The 20819-nt window shown below is 64.8% G+C and carries 22 protein-coding genes; 14 read left to right on the forward strand and 8 right to left on the reverse strand.

The window, feature by feature from the left end:
- The first annotated feature begins 35 nt into the window (after nucleotides 1–35).
- Nucleotides 36–290 (forward strand): succinate dehydrogenase assembly factor 2, encoded by a 255-nt coding sequence (locus tag IB255_RS07845; RefSeq protein WP_138212446.1) that lies wholly within the window; start codon nucleotides 36–38, stop codon nucleotides 288–290.
- Entirely contained in the window at nucleotides 274–726 is a 453-nt protein-coding gene (locus tag IB255_RS07850; protein WP_192210024.1) for a protein YgfX, read from the forward strand. The genes IB255_RS07845 and IB255_RS07850 overlap by 17 nt, the downstream gene beginning before the upstream one ends.
- Here IB255_RS07850 and nadB read toward each other — a convergent pair.
- Entirely contained in the window at nucleotides 695–2311 is a 1617-nt protein-coding gene (gene nadB, locus IB255_RS07855) for an L-aspartate oxidase (RefSeq protein WP_192210025.1), read from the reverse strand. The genes IB255_RS07850 and nadB overlap by 32 nt on opposite strands.
- A gap of 461 nt (nucleotides 2312–2772) precedes the next feature.
- On the opposite strand from nadB, the gene rpoE reads away from it, so the two are divergent.
- The 12 genes from rpoE (at nucleotide 2773) to pdxJ (ending at nucleotide 13352) form a co-directional block, all read left to right on the forward strand.
- Nucleotides 2773–3357 carry an RNA polymerase sigma factor RpoE gene (rpoE, locus tag IB255_RS07860; protein WP_017516654.1) on the forward strand — a complete coding sequence of 195 codons (585 nt, stop codon included), beginning with the start codon at nucleotides 2773–2775 and terminating at the stop codon, nucleotides 3355–3357.
- A 31-nt stretch (nucleotides 3358–3388) separates the two neighbouring features.
- A complete protein-coding gene (locus IB255_RS07865; protein WP_081517630.1) occupies nucleotides 3389–3973 on the forward strand; it encodes a sigma-E factor negative regulatory protein in 585 nt (194 codons plus the stop codon).
- Between the two features lie 21 nt (nucleotides 3974–3994).
- Nucleotides 3995–4939: a MucB/RseB C-terminal domain-containing protein gene (locus tag IB255_RS07870; RefSeq protein WP_151189625.1), complete on the forward strand. Its 945-nt coding sequence runs from the start codon at nucleotides 3995–3997 to the stop codon at nucleotides 4937–4939.
- Nucleotides 4936–5406 (forward strand): SoxR reducing system RseC family protein, encoded by a 471-nt coding sequence (locus IB255_RS07875; protein ID WP_192210026.1) that lies wholly within the window; start codon nucleotides 4936–4938, stop codon nucleotides 5404–5406. Before IB255_RS07870 ends, IB255_RS07875 begins: the two co-directional genes overlap by 4 nt.
- 36 nt (nucleotides 5407–5442) lie before the next feature.
- The gene (locus IB255_RS07880; protein WP_081517633.1) at nucleotides 5443–6873 is read left to right on the forward strand and encodes a DegQ family serine endoprotease; all 1431 of its coding nucleotides are present in this window, start codon (nucleotides 5443–5445) and stop codon (nucleotides 6871–6873) included.
- 147 nt (nucleotides 6874–7020) lie between these two features.
- Nucleotides 7021–8820, forward strand: a complete 1800-nt coding sequence (lepA, locus tag IB255_RS07885; RefSeq protein ID WP_045210230.1) for a translation elongation factor 4 — start codon at nucleotides 7021–7023, stop codon at nucleotides 8818–8820.
- Between the two features lie 5 nt (nucleotides 8821–8825).
- Nucleotides 8826–9680: a signal peptidase I gene (gene lepB, locus IB255_RS07890; RefSeq protein ID WP_081517634.1), complete on the forward strand. Its 855-nt coding sequence runs from the start codon at nucleotides 8826–8828 to the stop codon at nucleotides 9678–9680.
- Nucleotides 9681–9822: 142 nt separating this feature from the next.
- Nucleotides 9823–10200: a DUF4845 domain-containing protein gene (locus tag IB255_RS07895; protein ID WP_081517635.1), complete on the forward strand. Its 378-nt coding sequence runs from the start codon at nucleotides 9823–9825 to the stop codon at nucleotides 10198–10200.
- Complete coding sequence (gene rnc, locus IB255_RS07900) at nucleotides 10197–10889, forward strand: ribonuclease III (RefSeq protein ID WP_017517395.1); 693 nt, start codon at nucleotides 10197–10199, stop codon at nucleotides 10887–10889. The genes IB255_RS07895 and rnc overlap by 4 nt, the downstream gene beginning before the upstream one ends.
- Complete coding sequence (era, locus tag IB255_RS07905; RefSeq protein WP_081517636.1) at nucleotides 10882–11823, forward strand: GTPase Era; 942 nt, start codon at nucleotides 10882–10884, stop codon at nucleotides 11821–11823. Before rnc ends, era begins: the two co-directional genes overlap by 8 nt.
- 88 nt (nucleotides 11824–11911) lie before the next feature.
- Nucleotides 11912–12616: a DNA repair protein RecO gene (gene recO, locus IB255_RS07910; RefSeq protein ID WP_081517637.1), complete on the forward strand. Its 705-nt coding sequence runs from the start codon at nucleotides 11912–11914 to the stop codon at nucleotides 12614–12616.
- Complete coding sequence (gene pdxJ, locus IB255_RS07915) at nucleotides 12609–13352, forward strand: pyridoxine 5'-phosphate synthase (RefSeq protein ID WP_081517638.1); 744 nt, start codon at nucleotides 12609–12611, stop codon at nucleotides 13350–13352. The genes recO and pdxJ overlap by 8 nt, the downstream gene beginning before the upstream one ends.
- A gap of 234 nt (nucleotides 13353–13586) precedes the next feature.
- On the opposite strand, the gene cmoB is transcribed toward pdxJ, so the two are convergent.
- The 7 genes from cmoB to lon form a co-directional block, all read right to left on the reverse strand.
- Nucleotides 13587–14555: a tRNA 5-methoxyuridine(34)/uridine 5-oxyacetic acid(34) synthase CmoB gene (gene cmoB / locus IB255_RS07920; RefSeq protein WP_081517639.1), complete on the reverse strand. Its 969-nt coding sequence runs from the start codon at nucleotides 14553–14555 to the stop codon at nucleotides 13587–13589.
- Nucleotides 14552–15292, reverse strand: a complete 741-nt coding sequence (gene cmoA / locus IB255_RS07925; protein WP_081517640.1) for a carboxy-S-adenosyl-L-methionine synthase CmoA — start codon at nucleotides 15290–15292, stop codon at nucleotides 14552–14554. The genes cmoB and cmoA overlap by 4 nt, the downstream gene beginning before the upstream one ends.
- Before the next feature lie 113 nt (nucleotides 15293–15405).
- Complete coding sequence (locus IB255_RS07930) at nucleotides 15406–15978, reverse strand: hypothetical protein (protein WP_081517641.1); 573 nt, start codon at nucleotides 15976–15978, stop codon at nucleotides 15406–15408.
- A gap of 87 nt (nucleotides 15979–16065) precedes the next feature.
- Nucleotides 16066–16812 (reverse strand): substrate-binding periplasmic protein, encoded by a 747-nt coding sequence (locus IB255_RS07935; protein ID WP_081517642.1) that lies wholly within the window; start codon nucleotides 16810–16812, stop codon nucleotides 16066–16068.
- Nucleotide 16813: 1 nt separating this feature from the next.
- Entirely contained in the window at nucleotides 16814–17488 is a 675-nt protein-coding gene (locus IB255_RS07940; RefSeq protein WP_081517643.1) for a lysoplasmalogenase, read from the reverse strand.
- 117 nt (nucleotides 17489–17605) lie between these two features.
- Complete coding sequence (locus IB255_RS07945) at nucleotides 17606–18001, reverse strand: protease inhibitor I42 family protein (RefSeq protein WP_081517644.1); 396 nt, start codon at nucleotides 17999–18001, stop codon at nucleotides 17606–17608.
- 400 nt (nucleotides 18002–18401) lie between these two features.
- A complete protein-coding gene (gene lon, locus IB255_RS07950) occupies nucleotides 18402–20801 on the reverse strand; it encodes an endopeptidase La (RefSeq protein ID WP_081517645.1) in 2400 nt (799 codons plus the stop codon).
- Between the last annotated feature and the right edge of the window lie 18 nt (nucleotides 20802–20819).

Here is a 20819-nt window from a genome sequence, read left to right on the forward strand (position 1 = left end):
TGTATTTGCTCGCAGTTATTCGAGGGAACCCGCAGATGAACGACGAAACCGAACTCAAACGCCTTTTCTGGCACAGCCGCCGCGGCATGCTGGAACTGGACGTCCTGCTGGTGCCTTTTGTCCAGGAAGTCTACCCGGGCCTGCCCGCCGACGATCAGGCGCGCTTCCGCAAGCTGCTGGAGTGCGAGGACCAGGACATGTTCGGCTGGTTCATGCAGCGCGGCGAGCCGGAAGATGCCGACCTGCGCATCATCGTTCGCATGATCCTGGACCGTGTCCAGCCGAAGTGACCCCTTCGAGTGCCGCTGGCAGCCGTCCATCGGTTTGCTGGCGGCCTACCTCGCCGCGCAATGCTGCGCCGTCCTGGCGCTGCTGCTCGCGGACATTCCCCTTCACTGGAAAACGCTCGGCCTGAGCCTCTGCCTGCTGCATGCGTGCCGGGTTGTGCCTGGGCGGATTCTATTGCGCGCGCCGGATTCGATGCGTGCGCTGCGCCACAACGCCGAGGGCTGGCAGTTGTGGAGCGAGCGGGAAGGGTTTCAACCCGTGCAGTTGATGCCGGACAGCCTGGCGCTGCCCTCTTTGATCGTCCTGCGTTTCCGTCGTCCTGGTGACTGGCTGGCGCGCAGCGTCTGCGTACCTTCCGACGCCCTGGCGCCGGAGTTGCACCGGCGCCTGCGGGTGCGGCTGCGCTTCAGTCGCAATAGGTGGACGGCGCCAGGATAGTGTCGCGGGCTTCGGGCAACAGGTCCGGATAGTCCAGCGTGTAGTGCAGGCCGCGGCTCTCGTGGCGCTGCATGGCGGAGAGGATGATCAGTTCGGCCACCTGGGCGAGGTTGCGCAGCTCGATCAGGTCGCGGCTGACCTTGTAGTTCGAGTAGAACTCGTCGATCTCGTCCAGCAGCAGGCGAACCCGGTGCTGGGCGCGCGCCAGGCGCTTGTTGGTACGCACGATGCCCACGTAGTCCCACATGAAGCGCCGCAGCTCGTCCCAGTTGTGGGCGATGATCACGTCCTCGTCCGAATCGGTCACCTGGCTGGCGTCCCAGCAGGGCAGGGCGACCAGCGTCTGGGCCTTGGGCAGTTCGGCGAGGATGTCGGCGGCGGCGGAGCGGGCGTAGACGAAGCACTCCAGCAGCGAGTTGCTGGCCATGCGGTTGGCGCCGTGCAGGCCGGTGAAGGTGGTCTCGCCGATGGCGTAGAGGTTCGGCACGTCGGTGCGCCCCTGGGAATCCACCAGCACGCCGCCACAGGTGTAGTGCGCCGCCGGCACCACCGGGATGGGCTCGCGGGTGATGTCGATGCCGAAGTCCAGGCAGCGCTCGTAGACGGTGGGGAAGTGCTCGCGGATGAACTCGGCCGGCTTGTGGCTGATGTCCAGGTAGACGTAGTCGATGCCCAGGCGCTTCATCTCGTGGTCGATGGCGCGGGCCACCACGTCACGCGGGGCGAGTTCGCCCAGGGCGTGGAAGCGCGGCATGAAGCGCTCGCCATTGGGCAGTCGGAGCAGGGCGCCTTCGCCACGCAGCGCCTCGGTGATCAGGAAACTCTTGGCCTGCGGGTGGTACAGGCAGGTCGGGTGGAACTGGTTGAATTCCAGGTTGCCGACCCGGCAGCCGGCGCGCCAGGCCATGGCGATACCGTCGCCGGAGTTGCCGTCGGGGTTGCTGGTATAGAGGTAGACCTTGCTGGCGCCGCCCGAGGCAAGCACGGTGAAGCGCGCGCTGAAGGTATCGACTTCGCCGGTCGAGCGGTCCAGTACGTAAGCGCCCAGGCAGCGTTGACCGCCCATGCCCAGTTTCTGCTCGGTGATCAGGTCGACGGCGACCCGTTGCGACAGCAGTTCGATGTTCGGCCGCTGGCGGGCCTGTTCCAGCAGGGCATTGAATATCGCGGCGCCGGTGGCGTCGGCAGCGTGGATGATCCGCCGATGGCTGTGGCCGCCTTCACGGGTCAGGTGGAACTCGAAACTGCCGTCCTCGCGGCCCGGCTCATGGTCGCGGGTGAAGGGAACGCCCTGCTCGATCAGCCACTGGATGGCCTCGCGGCTATGCTCGACGGTGAATTTCACCGCGTCCTCGCGGCACAGGCCGGCGCCGGCGACCAGGGTGTCCTCGACGTGGGACTCCACGGTGTCGGTGTCATCCAGCACGGCGGCAACGCCACCCTGGGCCCAGAAGGTGGAGCCCTGGGAGAGTTCGCCCTTGCTCAGCACGGCGATCTTCAGGTGCGAAGGCAGCGTCAAAGCCAGCGTCAGGCCGGCGGCCCCGCTGCCGATCACTAGGACGTCGTGCTGGAAATGCTGACTCATACCCGGCTCCACAAAATGGCGCCCTAGTATATAGAAGGGGGCCACGGCACAATACTGGCGAACCGATGACACCGAAGGCGCGTGAGGTGGGGCGGCAGTCGCAGGGCGGGAAGCTTTCTTCCCCGCTCAAGCCGGTCCGGCAGGCGCCAGGGGTTGCGTCGAAGTCATTGAACGATCACGGCAAATCACCGGAACTTTTTCAGGCGTTCCGGTTCGAACGCGGAATACCCAATCAACTTTGCGCGCAGATTGACATTGCGCGGAAGGGGAGCGGGTGTTCCGCCCGGTGCAGTTGAATTTGACGGGCTTCGGACGCATGTCGGGGTCCGATTGCCGCAAATGTGAAAAAACTGTGCGGCGCATGCTTGGAGGGGAGAACTTTTGCAAAAGACCCGAGTCTATCTTGGCAGGACGATTTACCAGGGTGCTCGAAGCTCCTCCAGGTTTTCAGAGGAGCATTCATGCTAACCCAGGAACAGGATCAGCAACTGGTTGAACGGGTACAGCGCGGAGACAAACGGGCATTCGACCTGCTGGTGCTGAAGTACCAGCACAAGATTCTGGGTCTCATCGTGCGATTCGTGCACGACGCGCAGGAAGCCCAGGACGTTGCACAGGAAGCATTCATCAAGGCGTATCGCGCCTTGGGCAACTTCCGGGGCGACAGTGCCTTTTATACCTGGCTGTACCGTATCGCCATCAACACCGCGAAGAACCATCTGGTTGCGCGCGGTCGGCGGCCGCCGGACAGCGATGTCACGGCAGAGGACGCGGAGTTCTTCGACGGCGATCACGCCCTGAAGGACATCGAGTCGCCGGAAAGAGCCATGCTGCGGGATGAGATCGAGGAAACCGTCCATCGCACCATCCAGCAGCTGCCCGATGATTTGCGCACGGCCTTGACCCTGCGCGAGTTCGAAGGCCTGAGTTACGAAGATATCGCCACCGTGATGCAGTGTCCGGTGGGGACCGTCCGCTCACGGATATTCCGTGCGCGGGAAGCGATCGACAAAGCTTTGCAGCCTTTGTTGCATGATGAAGTCTGATACAGCGGCAGAAGCCAAGAGAGGTACCGCTATGAGTCGTGAAGCCCTGCAGGAGTCGCTGTCCGCGGTAATGGATAACGAAGCGGATGAGCTTGAGCTGCGGCGTGTGCTTGCAGCCTGCGGCGAGGACGCCGAATTGCGGGCCACCTGGTCCCGTTACCAACTGGCCCGTGCAGTGATGCACCGCGAGCCGGCCATGCCCAAGCTGGACATTGCCGCCGCCGTGTCCGCCGCGCTGGCCGATGAAGCCGCACCGGCGCCGCGCAGCCGCAATCCGTGGCGCAACGTCGGCCGCCTGGCCGTCGCCGCCTCGGTGACCCTGGCTGTGCTGGCCGGTGTACGCATGTACCACCAGGATGACAGTGTCGCCAACGGCCTTGCCCAGCAAGGTGCCACCCCGCAGATCGCCCTGCCGCAAGTGCAAGGCCCGGCGGTACTGGCAGGCTACACTCAGGACGAGGCGCCGCAGGTGATCACCAATGCCCAGGGCGGGCAGACCACCTGGCATGAGCAGCGTCTTCCGGGTTACCTGCGTCAACACGCGCAGCAGTCCGCCGTCAGCGGCACCGACAGCGCCCTGCCTTATGCACGCGCCGCGAGCCTGGAAAGCCGCTGATTTGCGACCTTAAGGAGCGACATGCGCGCGACGACAGCACTGTTGTTCTTCCTCGGCGGTCTGCTGGCATTGCCAGTCCAGGCCGCCGATGCGTTGGACTGGATCAAGCGCCTCTCCGAGGCTGATCAGCAACAGAACTTCCAGGGTACCTTCATCTACGAACGCAGCGGAGCCTTCTCCACCCACGATGTCTGGCATCGTGTGGAGAGTGACGGCTCGGTGCGCGAGCACCTGGTCCAGGTCGATGGGCCGCGCCAGGAAGTGGTGCGCGTCGATGGCGCCACCCAGTGCGTAGGTGGAGGCATGTCGGGGCAGGCGTCGACCGGCGAGATGTGGCCGGCACGCAAGCTCAACCCTGCCGATCTATCTACCTACTACGACGTTCGCGTCGCCGGCGAGTCGCGTATTGCCGATCGTCCGGCGGTGGTGCTGGCGGTGATCCCGCGTGACCAGCATCGCTATGGCTTCGAGCTGCACGTGGACAAGGAGACGGGCCTGCCGCTCAAGTCCCTGCTGCTCAATGACAAGGGCCAGATCATCGAGCGCCTGCAGTTCACCCGCATCGACATGGCAGCGCCGGATGACGGCGAGTTGCAAGCGAGCGCGGCCTGCAAGCCGGTGAAGGAAGCCAAGGTTGCCCAGGTGAAGACCAACTGGCATTCGGAATGGGTGCCGCCGGGCTTTACCCTGAACAGTACGCTGCAGGAGCGCAGCCCGGTCTCCAATGACCAGGTCCTGTGCCTGGCCTACGGCGACGGACTGGCGCGTTTCTCGGTATTCCTCGAGCCGCTGCACGGCGCCAAGGTCGATGATGCCCGCACCCAGCTGGGCCCGACCACCGTGGTGTCGAGGCGGTTCGCCAGTGAAGATGGTGGCACCATGGTGACCGTGGTCGGCGAGATACCCAGTGGCACGGCCGAGCGCGTGGCGTTGTCCATGCGGCCAACGGGAGCTCAGCCACAGTGATCCATGAGCGGGGAAGAGTGGTTGCGGTCGAGTCTGGTGCGGTCCAGGTCGAAACGCTGCGCCGCTCCACCTGCTCGGGATGTTCGGTCAACGCCGGCTGCGGCCAGGGTCTCCTGGAGCGGCTGGGGGGTTCCCAGGGACGCAGCCGAGTGCGAGCGCTCATCTCGCCGAACCTGGCTTCATCGAGTCTTAAGCCTGGCGATGAAATCCTGCTGGGCGTGGATGAAGACCTTCTGCTGAAAAGCGCCCTGCTTTTCTATCTTTCCCCGCTGATCGGGCTGTTCGCGCTGGCGCTACTGGCGGCGCGCCTCGATCTGGCGGAGCCTCTCATCATCGTGGCCGGGCTGGCGGGTTTCCTGCTGGCCTGGCTGCTGGTGCGTCGCCATGCGCGACGCCATACGGATGATCCGGCGATGCAACCGGTTGTGCTGCGTGCGCTGGTCGGTGGGCCGCCCGGCCCTGTTTAGTGATCTTCCCAATCAACATCACGGGAGCTGTAGTCAATGCAAACCCTGAAACGCAGCATGGCTGCGCTGGTCGCCCTGCTGGCCCTGAGCCTGTCGGTCACCGCGCGGGCTGAACTACCGGACTTCACTCCGCTGGTCGAGAAGGCCTCGCCGGCGGTGGTCAACATCAGTACCACCCAGAAACTTCCCGACCGCTCCAACGCGCAGATGGGCATTCCGGACCTCGACGGCCTGCCGCCGGGCCTGCGCGAATTCTTCGAGCGCAGCATTCCCCGCGGCCAGGGCGGTCAGGGTCAGGCGCCCCGTGGCCAGCAGCGCGAGGCCCAGTCGCTGGGTTCGGGCTTCATCATTTCCGATGATGGCTACATTCTCACCAACAACCACGTGGTGGCCGACGCCGACGAGATCCTCGTACGCCTGTCCGACCGCAGCGAGCACAAGGCCAAGCTGGTCGGTGCCGATCCGCGCAGCGACGTGGCCGTGCTGAAGATCGATGCCAAGGGCCTGCCGACGCTCAAGCTGGGTGATTCCGACAAGCTGAAGGTCGGCGAGTGGGTGCTGGCCATCGGTTCGCCGTTCGGCTTCGACCACTCGGTGACTGCCGGTATCGTCAGCGCCAAGGGCCGCAGCCTGCCGAACGAGAACTACGTGCCGTTCATCCAGACCGACGTGGCGATCAACCCGGGCAACTCCGGTGGTCCGCTGCTGAACCTGCAGGGCGAAGTGGTGGGTATCAACTCGCAGATCTTCACCCGTTCCGGCGGCTTCATGGGCCTTTCCTTCGCGATCCCGATCGATGTGGCGCTGAACGTCGCCGATCAGCTCAAGGCCGGCGGCAAGGTCAACCGTGGCTGGCTGGGCGTGGTGATCCAGGAAGTGAACAAGGACCTGGCCGAATCCTTCGGTCTCGACAAACCGGCCGGCGCGCTGGTCGCGCAGCTGGTGGAAGATGGCCCGGCGGCCAAGGGCGGCCTGCAGGTGGGTGACGTGATCCTGAGCCTGAACGGCCAGACCATCAATGAATCCGCCGACCTGCCGCACCTGGTGGGCAACATGAAGCCGGGCGACAAGGCGTCCCTGGAAGTCATCCGCGACAACAAGCGCCAGACCCTGAGCCTGACCATCGGCAGCCTGCCGGACGACGACGATGCCGTCGCCGCAGTCGAGGGCAAGGGTGCCGAGCGCAGCAGCAACCGCATGGGTGTGACCGTGGCGGAGCTGACTGCCGAGCAGCGCAAGTCCCTGGATATCAAGGGCGGCGTGGTCATCAAGGAAGTGCAGGGCGGTCCGGCGGCCATGATCGGCCTGCGTCCGGGCGACGTCATCACTCACCTGAACAATCGCGCGGTGGATTCCTCGAAAACCTTCAGCGAGATCGCCAAGGCGCTGCCGAAGGATCGTTCGATTTCCATGCGCGTGCTGCGTCAGGGCCGTGCGAGCTTCATCACGTTCAAACTGACCGAGTAAGGTCGACGCACCAGAAAAGGGCGACTCCGGTCGCCCTTTTTCATGCCTGACCGTCCGGCGCGGCGTGACGCATCAGGCTGTAGTCAGGTAAACTCCCCCGCTATTTTTCGGCGGACCGCCGCCTTCAGCCTTCCGAGTGTGTTCGCCGTGAGTGACCTGAGTCATATCCGCAATTTCTCCATCATCGCCCACATCGACCATGGCAAGTCGACGCTGGCAGACCGCTTCATCCAGATGTGCGGCGGCCTGTCCGACCGCGAGATGGAGGCCCAGGTACTGGACTCCATGGACCTGGAGCGTGAGCGCGGCATCACCATCAAGGCGCACAGCGTCACCCTTCACTACAAGGCGAAGGACGGCAAGACCTACCAGCTGAACTTCATCGACACCCCCGGCCACGTCGACTTCACCTACGAAGTCAGCCGTTCGCTGGCCGCGTGCGAAGGCGCGCTGCTGGTAGTGGATGCCGGCCAGGGCGTGGAAGCGCAGTCGGTCGCCAACTGCTACACCGCCATCGAGCAGGGCCTGGAAGTGATGCCGGTCCTGAACAAGATGGACCTGCCGCAGGCCGATCCGGACCGCGTGAAGGACGAGATCGAAAGCATCATCGGCATCGACGCCACCGACGCCGTGGCCTGCTCGGCCAAGAGCGGCATGGGCGTGGAAGACGTGCTGGAGCGCCTGGTCACTGCCATTCCCGCTCCGGAAGGCGAGATCGACGCACCGCTGCAGGCGCTGATCATCGACTCCTGGTTCGACAATTACCTGGGCGTGGTCTCGCTGGTGCGTGTGAAGCACGGCCGCGTCAAGAAAGGCGACAAGATCCTGGTGAAGTCCACCGGCAAGGTCCACCAGGTGGACAGCGTCGGCGTCTTCACCCCGAAGCACACCGAGACTCCGGACCTCAAGGCCGGTGAGGTGGGCTTCATCATCGCCGGCATCAAGGACATCCTCGGCGCGCCGGTGGGCGATACCCTGACCCTGAACAACACCCCCGACGTGGACGTGCTGCCAGGCTTCAAGCGCATCAAGCCGCAGGTCTACGCCGGCCTGTTCCCGGTCAGCTCCGATGACTTCGAGGACTTCCGCGAAGCGCTGCAGAAGCTGACCCTGAACGACGCCGCGCTGCAGTACGAGCCGGAAAGCTCCGAGGCCCTGGGCTTCGGCTTCCGCATCGGCTTCCTCGGCATGCTGCACATGGAGATCATCCAGGAGCGCCTGGAGCGCGAGTACGACCTGGACCTGATCACCACCGCACCGACCGTGATCTTCGAGATCGTGCAGAAGAACGGCGAGATTCTCTACGTCGACAACCCGTCCAAGCTGCCCGACCTCTCGTCCATCGACGAGATGCGCGAGCCGATCTGCCGCGCGACCATCCTTGTGCCTCAGGAGCACCTGGGCAACGTCATTACCCTGTGCATCGAGAAGCGCGGCGTCCAGCGCGACATGCACTTCCTCAGCGGCCAGGTCCAGGTGATCTACGATCTGCCGATGAACGAAGTGGTGCTGGACTTCTTCGACCGCCTGAAGTCCACCAGCCGCGGCTATGCTTCGCTGGACTACAGCTTCGACCGCTTCGAGCCGGCCAACCTGGTTCGCCTCGATGTGCTGATCAACGGTGAGAAGGTCGATGCCCTCGCCCTGATCGTCCACCGCGACAATGCCCCGTACAAGGGCCGTCAGCTGGTGGAGAAGATGAAGGAATTGATTCCGCGGCAGATGTTCGACGTCGCGATTCAGGCGGCCATCGGTGGGCAGATCATCGCCCGCTCGACGGTCAAGGCGCTCAGGAAGAACGTGCTGGCCAAGTGCTACGGTGGTGACGTGAGCCGTAAGCGCAAGCTGCTGGAGAAGCAGAAGGCCGGTAAGAAAAGGATGAAGCAGGTCGGTAGCGTGGAGATTCCGCAGGAAGCCTTCCTCGCTGTGCTCAAAGTGGACAGTTGAACCCTATGACCCTGAATTTCCCGCTGTTGCTGGTGATTGCCGTTGCGGTATGCGGCGTTCTCGCCCTGGTGGACCTGGTGCTGTTCGCACCGCGCCGCCGGGCGGCCATTTCCGCCTATGAAGGTTCGGTCGGCGAAGCTGACCCGGAAGTGCTGGAGAAACTGAACAAGGAGCCGGTGCTCGTCGAGTACGGCAAGTCGTTCTTCCCGGTGCTGTTCATCGTGCTGGTGCTGCGTTCGTTTCTGGTCGAGCCCTTCCAGATCCCGTCGGGTTCGATGAAGCCGACCCTGGAAGTGGGCGATTTCATCCTGGTGAACAAGTTCGCCTACGGCATCCGCCTGCCGGTGCTGGACACCAAGGTGATCCCGGTGGGTGACCCGCAGCGCGGCGATGTCATGGTGTTCCGCTATCCCAGCGATCCGAACATCAACTACATCAAGCGTGTGGTCGGTGTTCCTGGGGACACCATCCGCTACACCAGCGACAAGCGCCTGTTCATCAATGACCAGGCCGTAGCCGAGTCGCTGGTGGGCGAGGAGCCGGGCACCCTGGGCAGCGTGACCCTGTACCAGGAGAAGCTGGGCGCCGCGGAGCACATGATCCGCAAGGAAATGACCCGCTTCCGCATCGAGCCGGGCAAGCAGTGGAAGGTGCCGGCCGGCCATTACTTCATGATGGGCGACAACCGCGACAACTCCAACGACAGCCGCTACTGGAACGATCCGAAGATTCCCAAGGACCTGCTGGGCATGGTTCCGGACCGCAATATCGTCGGCAAGGCCTTCGCGGTCTGGATGAGCTGGCCGGATCCGAAGATGCGCAATCTGCCGAATTTCTCGCGAGTTGGTGTGATTCACTAAACTGGTGAGACGTTCCAGGCCTGCAGGGCTGGATCGGTGCTGGAAAAGGGCGGGGCTGCACGCGGGGAGCGAGGCGGCCCCGCTTCACTTGGACCCGCCGTGGTTGGCGGGCAAATAAGAAAGATACCGACATGAGGTCGATATGACGTACGCACGTTCGCAGAAGGGAATGTCGTTGCTGGGTTGGCTGGTGGTGCTCGCCGTCGTGGCGTTCCTGGCCAGTGCCGCGTTCAAGATCATTCCGCATTACCTGGACTATTACGCCATCGAGAAGGCCATCACCTCGGTTGAGACCGACAAGGCCGCCGAAGTGCGCACTGTTCCGGAGTTCTACTCCTATGTGGACAAGGCACTGATGCTCAACAACATCCGCGACCTCAAGCTGGATGACGCGCTGGACGTGAAACTCGAGAACAACGAATTCCGCGCCCACCTGAAATACGAAAAACGCGAGCCACTGGTACAGAACATCGACCTGGTGGTCAAATTTGACAAAGAATTCCGTGTACGAATGCCGTGAGTAACAACAGTCTGGATCGACTCGAGCGCAAGCTTGGCTACACCTTCCGCGACCAGGACCTGATGGTCCTGGCGCTGACCCATCGCAGTTTCGCCGGGCGCAACAACGAGCGCCTGGAGTTCCTCGGTGACGCCATCCTCAACTTCGTCATCGGCGAAGCCCTGTTCACCCACTTTCCCCAGGCCCGCGAAGGCCAGCTGTCACGCCTGCGCGCGCGACTGGTGAAGGGCGAGACTCTGGCCCTGCTGGCCCGCGGTTTCGAGATCGGGGATTACCTGCGACTGGGCTCGGGCGAGCTGAAGAGCGGCGGTTATCGCCGCGAGTCGATCCTGGCTGACGCCATGGAGGCGCTGATTGGCGCCATCTATCTGGACACCGGCATGGATTCCGCCCGTGAGCGGATCATGGACTGGCTTGGCCCGCAATTGCGCGAGCTGACCCCGGTGGATACCAACAAGGACCCCAAGACCCGCCTGCAGGAGTTCCTGCAGTCCCGTGGGTGCGAATTGCCGCGTTACGACGTGGTGGATATCCAGGGCGAACCGCATTGCCGCACTTTCTTCGTGGAGTGCGAGGTGGCCCTGCTGAACGACAAGACCCACGGTCACGGCGGCAGTCGCCGCATCGCCGAGCAGGTGGCAGCCGCCGCCGCACTGGCAGCCCTGGGCGTGGAGAATGGCCATGAGTGAGCACGAGCAAGACCAGCACGACCCATCCGAGCACGATGAAGCAGGAGCCGTTCGTTGCGGTTACGTCGCCATCGTCGGCCGCCCCAACGTCGGCAAGTCGACCCTGCTCAACCACATCCTCGGGCAGAAGCTGGCGATCACCTCGCGCAAGCCGCAGACCACTCGCCACACCCTGCTGGGCATCAAGACCGAGGGTGATGTGCAGGCTGTGTATGTCGACACCCCTGGCCTGCACAAGGACAACGACAAGGCGCTGAACCGCTACATGAACCGTTCGGCCAGCGCCGCGCTGAAGGACGTCGACGTGGTGATCTTCGTTGTCGACCGCAACCGCTGGACCGACGAAGACCAGATGGTCTACGACAAGGTCAAGTACGTGAGCTGCCCGGTCCTGCTGGCGGTGAACAAGGTCGACCGCATGGAAGACAAGGGCGAGCTGCTGCCGCATCTGCAGTGGCTGGCCGAGCAACTGCCCAACGCCGAAGTCGTGCCGATTTCCGCTCAGCACGGGCAGAACCTCGATGTGCTCGAAGGCCTGGTGGCCGAGCGCCTGCCGGAGAATGACCACTTCTTCCCGGAAGACCAGATCACCGACCGCAGCAGCCGCTTCCTCGCCGCCGAACTGGTGCGCGAGAAGATCATGCGCCAACTGGGCGCCGAGCTGCCGTACCAGGTCGCCGTGGAGATCGAAGAGTTCAAGCAGGACGGTCCGATCCTGCACATCCACGCGCTGATCCTCGTGGAGCGCGATGGCCAGAAGAAGATCATCATCGGTGACAAGGGTGATCGCATCAAAAGCATCGGCCAGAACGCCCGCAAGGACATGGAAGTGCTGTTCGACTCCAAGGTCATGCTCAACCTCTGGGTGAAAGTGAAAGGCGGCTGGTCCGACGACGAGCGCGCACTGCGTTCGCTGGGCTACGGCGACCTCTGACCTTCAGCGCCCCGCGAGCATTCGCGGGGCGCACCCTTCGGGCGCCTGAGCGCGCCCGCCTCCCGACTCTCATTCCAGGCGCAGCGCCATGAGCCTCGCTTCTATTGCCCAAGCTGCCTTCGTCCTGCACAGCCGCCCCTACAAGGAAACCAGCGCGCTGGTGGATTTCTTCACCCCGCAGGGGCGTCTGCGTGCCGTCCTGCGTGGCGCGCGGGGCAAGGCTGGAGCGCTGGCGCGACCGTTCGTACCGCTGGAAGCCGAATTCCGCGGGCGCAGCGATCTGAAGAATGTCGTGCGCCTGGAACCCAATGGCATCCCCAACCTGCTCAGTGGCGAAGCGCTGTTCAGCGGCCTGTACCTGAACGAGCTGATGATCCGCCTGCTGCCGGCCGAAGACCCGCATCCCGCGCTGTTCGAGCACTACCGAGCGACCCTGCCGCTGCTGGCCGCTGGCAGTCCGCTGGAGCCGCTGCTGCGCTCGTTCGAATGGCGGCTGCTGGATGACCTGGGCTATGGTTTTTCCCTGGACACCGATATCGTCGGCCAGGCTGTGGCGCCCGATGGTCTCTACCGCCTGCTGCCCGACGCGGGCCTCGAGCCGGTCGGTAGCCTGCAGCCGGGGCTGTTCCACGGTGCCGACCTGCTGGCCATGGCCGAAGCCGACTGGAGCGCCCCCGGCGCCCTGGCAGCAGCCAAGCGCCTGATGCGCCAGGCCCTGGCACCCCATCTTGGCGGCCGACCGCTGGTCAGCCGCGAGCTCTTCATGAATCGCAAGGACAACTCCCGTGACTGAAGCCAACCGTATTCTGCTCGGCGTGAACATCGACCACGTCGCCACCCTGCGCCAGGCCCGCGGCACCCGTTATCCCGACCCGGTGAAAGCCGCGCTGGACGCCGAGGAAGCCGGCGCCGACGGTATCACTGTGCACCTGCGCGAAGATCGCCGGCACATCCAGGACCGCGACGTGCGCGTGCTCGCCGAAGTGCTGCAGACCCGCATGAACTTCGAGATGGGCGTCACCGAGGAGATGATGAAGTTCGCCGAGATCATCCGCCCTGCCCATGTCTGCCTGGTCCCGGAGACCCGCCAGGAGCTGACCACCGAGGGTGGCCTGGACGTCGCCGGCCAGGAAGCGCGCATCCGCGAAGCGGTGCAGCGCCTGGCGGCCGCAGGCTGCGAGGTGTCGCTGTTCATCGACCCGGACCAGCGCCAGATCGAGGCGTCGGCACGTGTTGGCGCCCCCGCCGTCGAACTGCACACCGGTCGTTACGCCGATGCCCACAGCCCGGCCGAAGGTGCCCATGAGCTGGCGCGCATCCGCGATGGCGTGGAGTTCGGTCTGTCCCATGGCCTGATCGTCAATGCCGGCCACGGTTTGCATTACCACAACGCCGAGCCCGTCGCGGCCATCGCTGGCATCAACGAGCTGAACATCGGCCACGCCATCGTCGCCCATGCGCTGTTCGTGGGCTTCAAGCAGGCGGTTGCCGAGATGAAGGCGCTGATCGTGGCGGCAGCCAACCGCTGACGGGGGAAGGGCTTCATCTGGTAGTTCGTGCCAGAGAGCTTCCCTCTCCCTAACCCTCTCCCTGAAGGGAGAGGGGACTGTCCGGTGCAGGCGGGTAGCCCTGTGCCATCCGGCTGGCTTCGTCCTGGCCGGGAGCGCCGAATGGCTCCCTCTCCCTTCAGGGAGAGGGCGGGGGAGAGGGAAACCCAGGCAAGGATTTTCAGAGGAGCGCAGTTGCTCCTGCGGAATTACAGATCAAGGCTTGCGCGCCACCAGCGTGGCACGCAGCGGCGCCGGCAGGCCCTCGATGGTGCGGCTGTGGTCGTCGGCGTCGAGGAAGTCCGGCAGCGACTGGTAGCGCATCCACTCGGTGGCGCGCTGCTCTTCCACCGAGGTGCGGCTGATGTCCACGCTGCGTACGTCGGTGAACCCTGCGCGGCGCAGCCACAGCTCCAGCGCCGGCACCGAGGGCAGGAACCACACGTTGCGCATCTGCGCGTAGCGGTCCTCGGGCACCAGCACGGTGTTCACATCGCCTTCCACCACCAGGGTTTCCAGCACCAGCTCGCCGCCACGGCGCAGGCAGTCCTTGAGCGCCAGCAGGTGGTCGATGGGCGAGCGGCGGTGGTAGAGCACGCCCATGGAGAACACGGTGTCGAAGCCTTCCAGTTTCTCGGGCAGGTCTTCCAGGGCGAAGGGCAGGTGCCAGGCCGGCAGATCCGGCAGGTAGCGCTTCATGGCGAGGAACTGGCAGAAGAACAGCCAGTTCGGGTCCACGCCGACCACGCTGCGCGCGCCGGCTCCGAGCATGCGCCACTGGTAGTAGCCGTTGCCGCAGCCAACATCGAGGACACGCTTGCCCGCCAGGTCGATGTGCGGCGAGACGCGCTCCCATTTCCAGTCCGAGCGCCATTCGGTATCGATGTGCACGCCGAACAGGTTGAACGGCCCCTTGCGCCACGGGATCAGCCCTTGCAGGGCGAGCTTGAGCTGCGCGCGGGTGTCCTCGTCGCAGGTGCCTTCGAGGTTGAAGCGCTCGCGCAGCTCGACGGCGGCAGCTTGCAGCGGCGGCAGGCGATCCACTGCGGCCAGCCAGCGCTCGAGATCGCCGTGGCCATCGTCGACCTTGCTGGCCAGTTGCGCGGGCAGCGACGCAGCCCAGGATTCCAGTGGCGTGCCGGCCAGTTCAAGGCGCAGGCGGTCGAGGTCGAAGCGTTCGATCATGGCAGGGCAATCAGGGAGGCGAAGTTGAGGCACTGGAACCAGGGCACGACCTTGGAGAAACCGGCGGCCAGCAGGCGCTCGCGGTGGGTATCCAGGGTGTCGGGGCGCATGACGTTCTCGATGGCGGTGCGTTTCTGGGCGATTTCCAGTTCGCTGTAGCCATTGGCGCGCTTGAAGTCGATGTGCAGGTCGGTGAGCAGCTCGTGCTCCTGCTCGTCGGCGAAACGCAGTTTTTCCGAGAGGATCAGCGCGCCGCCGGGCAGCAGGGCGCTGTGCAGGCGGGTGAGCAGTTCCAGGCGTTGTTCGGGGGCGATGAACTGCAGGGTGAAGTTCAGCGCGATCAGCGAGCAGGGCTTGAGGTCCAGCTTGAGGATGTCCGCCTCGATCAGCTCGACCGGCAGCAGTTCCTGGTGCATGGCGTCCTGGGCGCGCAGGTATTCGCCGCAGCGCTCGATCATCGGGGCGGAGTTGTCGACGCCGATGACGCGGCAGCCTTCGGTCTTCACGTGGCGGCGCAGCGCCTGGGTCACGGCGCCCAGCGAGCAGCCGAGGTCGTAGAGCACGCTGTGCGGGGCGGCGAAGCGCGCGCCGAGCACGCCGATGTTCTCGACGATGGTGGGGTAGCCCGGCACCGATCGCTTGATCATGTCCGGGAAGACGCGCACCACGTCCTCGTTGAAGGTGAAGTCGGGAACCTGGGTTTGCGGCTGGGCGAAGATGCGGTCGGATTCGCTCACGCTGGATGGGGCCTCGTTACGCTGAACAGGCAACCAGGCGCGGCGCGCCCGGTTTGCCGGGGCGCGCATTGTAGCCGAGGCGCGAGGTGCGCCCAACCGTTAGCGGACGAGGGTCACTTGAGCTGGTCGGAGAAGTATTCGCCGGCGCCCTGCAGTGGGCCGAGGGGGTTCTTCTTGTCTTCCATGCGGCGGATGTTCGGCTCGCCGTTGCTGGTCTTGTGCACCACCACGTCGTCGATCAGCACGAACACCGGGCGGAACGACCAGCCCTGCACCTGGCGGCGCTTGCGGAAGTTGAAGATGTCGGCCCAGAAGCTGCCCACGCGCTGGCTGTCGGTCTTGTTGAAGTCGAAGGCGTAGCCGACGCAGCGGTCCTTGGCCTGCAGGCAGGTCACCAGGCCGTCGGGCAGGTAGTCGATGGGGATGTTGGGCTGCACGAAGAGCAGGCGCACATCGATGAACGAAAGCATCTTGGCGTTGCCCTGGGACAGCGGATCGAAGCCCAGCGCGTAGAGCTGAGACTTGGTGGTCTTGCCAGGATCGACCTGGTTGTAGCGGCTCTGTGCATCCTGGTAATCCAGGAATGGTGACTGCACTTCCGCGCGTTCGCTGGGCAACAGACTGCCACAGGCCGAGAGTGTCAGGCAGGCTCCCAGCAACAACATGGAGCGAACTACTGCACGCATGGAGCTCCCCTTTTCCCAGTCTCTTATTGATTGATCTATAGCCGATGACAGAGGGCTCTGCCGGACTTTTCTCACGCCTTCGCAGGACTAGTCAACGGCGATGCCGTAACCCTGCATCAGGGGTTTCCACTGGTCGTTGCGGCGCAGCTCGCGCAGGCTCTCGTCGAGGTCGGCCAGGCGCTCCTGCACGCCTTCCAGGCGCGGGTTGAGCGCGACGTACATAGGACGTTTATCGGCGAGCTCGCCGGCCGCTTGAATGCGCTCCGAGAGGCCGTGGCGCTGCAGGTAGTGCTCGACGATCTGGCTGTCCTCGAGCAGCACCGTGATGCGCCCCAGCAGCAGCTTCTGGATGTTGCGTTCGAGCACCTTCTCGCCGCTGAGCACCTGCACCTGTTCATGGTTGGCCAGGTGCTCGTCGCGCCAGTCGTCCAGCTCCTTGCCGTAGGAATAGCCCTGAGCCAGCCCGATGGACTGGCTGCTCAACGAGGCAGGCCCCTTCCAGGTCCAGGGATTGTCCTGGCGCACGTAGAAACGCATGGTCACCCAGCCGATGGGCTCTTTACCGATCAGTAGTTCCGCGGACTCTTCGCTGTAGGCGCCGACCACGCCATCCACCAGCCCTTCGCGGGCCATCTGCAGGGCGCGAGGCCAGGGCAGCGGCTCGAAGCGGGGTGGTTGCGGCAGCACCCGGCCGAGGGCTTCGAGCAGGTAGCCGGGCTTGTCCGGATCGTCAGGGCAGAGGTAAGGGCACCAGTCGTCGCCGGCCAGGCGCAGGGGTTCGGCGCTGGCCAGCGCCGAACAGAGGAGCAGCAGCGGTGAAGCGATTCGCAGCATGTCAGGCCCGGGAAGTGGAGTGTCCTTCCGAGTATGGTAGAGCGATATGACGGGATGTGACGGACGCGGCAATACCGAACTGGCCGAGCCAGTAGGTGAGCATGATGGCGTAGGAGGAGCCGTCGAAAGCAGCGACGAAGCGGCTGATGCCGATCATCGAATCGGAGCTGACGAACAGCAGTGCGCCGAGGGCGGCAAACACCCGGCTGGCATTGGCGATGCTGGGTACGCCAAGGCGGGCAATGGCGCGCCAGAGCATGGCGCTGATGGTCAGGCTGTACAGCGCAATCGGCAGCAGCAGCGGACCCAGGCCGCGGCTGTAGAGCAGGGCGAACAGGCCGCCACCCACGCCGCCTGCGACCAGCAGTCCGAGCGGGGCAAAGCGGCGGGTATCGCCCAGGTAAGCGACCAGGTAGGCGAGGTGTGCCAGCAGGAAGGCGGCGAGGCCGGGAACGAAGGCGTTGATCGGCCATTCCAGCAGGATGTCGCCGAGCATCGACAGCACCAGGCCGATGGCGACCCAGCGGCGATAGCCGTCGGCGGGCGTGGCGAGAATCCACAGCAGCATGGCCAGCACCGGCAGCGGCTTGCACAGCATGCGCAGGGTCGGCAGGTCGAAGGTGACGGCGAACAGGTAGGCGGCACCGCCGATCAGTGCCAAGAGTGCCCAGCGCATGGGGTTCCCTCCCGAGGAAATGAACGCCCACTGTGCCGCAGCACGGTGCCCGGCCCACAGGCCGAAGGCGCCAGGGCGAGCGGCTTATGGCGCCGGGGGCGTCCTGTCGAGTGCGATTTACTTGACGCTGATCGGGCAGACGAAAGTCTGCGCCGGTGCCACTTCCGCCTCCCAGGGGCGGCGGTAGGCCAGTTCCAGCTTGTCCTCGCCGGCGGCGGTCACGCGGAAGCGCCAGGTGGATTCGCCGGCGCTGCCGACCAGGCCTGCGTCTTCCGGGTTGCTGTAGACCTCCGGGCCGAGGGCGCGCAGCAGGCCGTTGGCGGCGTTGCGCAGTTCCCAGCGGAAACCGGTGGTGGGGTTGCTCGGCAGGATCAGCACCAGCTCCTGGCCGGTGTGCAGCTTCAGCGGTTTGCAGTCGCTGGCGTCTTCCAGGGTGACCACGGGTTTGGTCTGCCCGGCGCAGCCGGCGAGCAGGGCCAGGGTGAGGGGCAGCAACGAGCGGTACGACGGCATGACGGCTCCTGGGAGGGGACAGGTTGCGCCGCAGGATACCGCAATCATGTGGGCAGGGGATGCTTCGCGGGGGGCGTATGCGCGGGCGCGGATGTCGGGAACTCACCGATGGCAGTGAATTTCTGCGCGAGGATTGCATGGACCTTGCCTGCGACCAGAATTCCACAACCACGCCGAAATCACGACGGAGCACGAATGTAGGATGGCGTGGAGCGCAGCGATACCCATCGATTCCGCCGAAGCGACAGCATGGGTATCGCAAGCTCCACCCATCCTACGTCTGTGCTTGCCGGATGCGGCGGCAGAGTGCGCCGCCACCAAGCGAGAGAGTTGAAAAAAGGGAGGGTAAACCTGCGGGAGGGAGTAGAGCCCGCTCCTCATAGGAGCGGGCCTCGGGACGTCAGGCCGGGAACAGCACCTTCGCCACATCGCCGAAGCGCCTGGCGAAATGCACCGTCAGGCCTTCCTTCAGGTACTCCGGCAGTTCTTCGAAGTCGCCACGGTTGGGCTCGGGCAGGATCAGTTCGAAGATCTTCTGCCGGCGCGCCGCGATGACCTTCTCGCGCACCCCGCCAATGGGCAGCACCTGGCCGGTGAGGGTCAGCTCGCCGGTCATGGCCACGCCCTTCTTCGGCGCCTGGTTGCGCGCCAGGGACAGCAGGGCGCTGGCCATGGTCACGCCGGCGCTGGGGCCGTCCTTGGGCGTGGCGCCCTCGGGAACGTGCAGGTGGACGAAGGCCTGGTCGAAGAAGGTCGATTCGCCACCGTACTTCTTCAGGTTCGAGCTGATGTAGCTGTAGGCGATCTCCGCTGACTCCTTCATCACGTCGCCCAGTTGCCCGGTGAGCTTGAAGCCGCGGTTCAACGTGTGGATGCGCGTCGCCTCGATGGGCAGGGTCGCGCCGCCCATGCTGGTCCAGGCAAGGCCGGTGATGACGCCGATGCCGGAGAGCACCTGCTCGGTGCGGAACACCGGCATGCCGAGGTATTCCTCGAGGTCCTTGGCGCCGATCTTCACCACCGAATCCGGGTCATCCAGCAGCTTCATCACCGACTTGCGTACCAGCTTGCCGAGGACTTTCTCCAGCTGGCGCACGCCGGCCTCGCGGGCGTAGCCCTCGATCACCGCGCGCAGGGCGGCGTCGTTGATCGACAGGCGGTTCTTCGGCACGCCGGCCTTTTCCAGCTGCTTGGGCCACAGGTGACGCTTGGCGATGGCCAGCTTCTCCTCGGCGATGTAGCCGGAAAGGCGGATGACTTCCATGCGGTCCAGCAGCGGGCCGGGGATGGAATCCAGGGTGTTGGCGGTGCAGACGAACAGCACCTTGGACAGGTCCAGGCGCAGGTCCAGGTAGTGGTCGAGGAACTCCACGTTCTGCTCCGGATCGAGCGTCTCCAGCAGCGCCGAGGCGGGGTCGCCCTGGTAGCTGCTGCCGAGCTTGTCGATCTCGTCGAGCATGATCACCGGGTTCATCACCTCGACGTCCTTCAGCGCCTGCACCAGCTTGCCGGGCAGGGCGCCGATGTAGGTGCGGCGGTGGCCCTTGATCTCGGCCTCATCACGCATGCCACCGACGCTGAAGCGATAGAACGGCCGCCCCAGGCTCTCGGCGATGGACTTGCCGATGCTGGTCTTGCCCACGCCGGGCGGGCCCACCAGCAGCACGATGGAGCCGGCGATCTCGCCCTTGAAGGTGCCGACCGCGAGGAATTCGAGGATGCGGTCCTTCACGTCTTCCAGTCCGGAATGGTGGCGGTCGAGGACCTTGCGCGCGTGCTTGAGATCGAGCTTGTCGACGCCCATCAGGCCCCACGGCACCGAGGTCGCCCAGTCGAGGTAATTGCGCGTGACGGCGTATTCCGGCGAGCCGGTCTCCAGGATCGACAGCTTGTTCAGCTCTTCATCGATGCGCTTCTTCGCCTGCTCGGGCAGGGTCTTGCCTTCCAGGCGCGCGCGGAATTCGTCGGAGTCGGCGCTCTTGTCGTCCTTGGTGATGCCCAGTTCCTGCTGGATGATCTTCAGCTGTTCCTGCAGGAAGAACTCGCGCTGGCGCTCGCCGATCTTGCGGTTGACCTCGGCGGACAGCTCCTTCTGCAGGCGCGCGACTTCCACTTCCTTGCGCAGCAGCGGCAGCACCTTCTCCATGCGCTTGAGCATCGGCACGGTGTCCAGCACGCCCTGCAGCTCGGCGCCCGGCGCGGTGGTCAGCGCGGCGGCGAAGTCGGTCAGCGGCGACGGATCGTTGGGGTTGAAGCGGTTGAGGTAGTTCTTCAGCTCTTCGCTGTACAGCGGGTTGAGCGGCAGCAGTTCCTTGATCGCGTTGATCAGGGCCATGCCGTAGGCCTTCACCTCGTCGCTCGGGTCGTTGGGGGTGTGCGGGTACTCCACCTCCACCAGGAAGGGCGGGCGGTGGCGCTTGATCCAGCCGCGGATGCGCACGCGCGACAGGCCCTGGGCGACGAACTGCAGCTTGCCGCCCTCGCGGCTGGCGTGGTGCACGCGCACCAGGGTGCCGTGCTCGGGCAGGCTGTCCGGGTCGAAGTGGCGCGGGTCTTCCGGCGGGTTCTCCATGAAGAACAGCGCCAGGCTGTGGTGCTCGGTCTTGGCGACCAGTTCCAGCGTCTCGGCCCACGGCTCCTCGTTGACGATCACCGGCAGCACCTGCGCCGGGAAGAACGGGCGGTTGTGGATCGGAATGACGTAGACCGTGGTCGGCAGGTTCTGCCCCGGCAACACCAGCCCGGTGTTGCTGACCTCTTCGGCACTGTGGATATCGTGAATCTCGTCGTGGTCGCTCATGAGGCACCTGACTGATTG

The sequence above is a fragment of the Pseudomonas sp. PDM22 genome, from assembly GCF_014851965.1.
In the GTDB taxonomy this organism is placed as follows: Bacteria; Pseudomonadota; Gammaproteobacteria; order Pseudomonadales; family Pseudomonadaceae; genus Pseudomonas.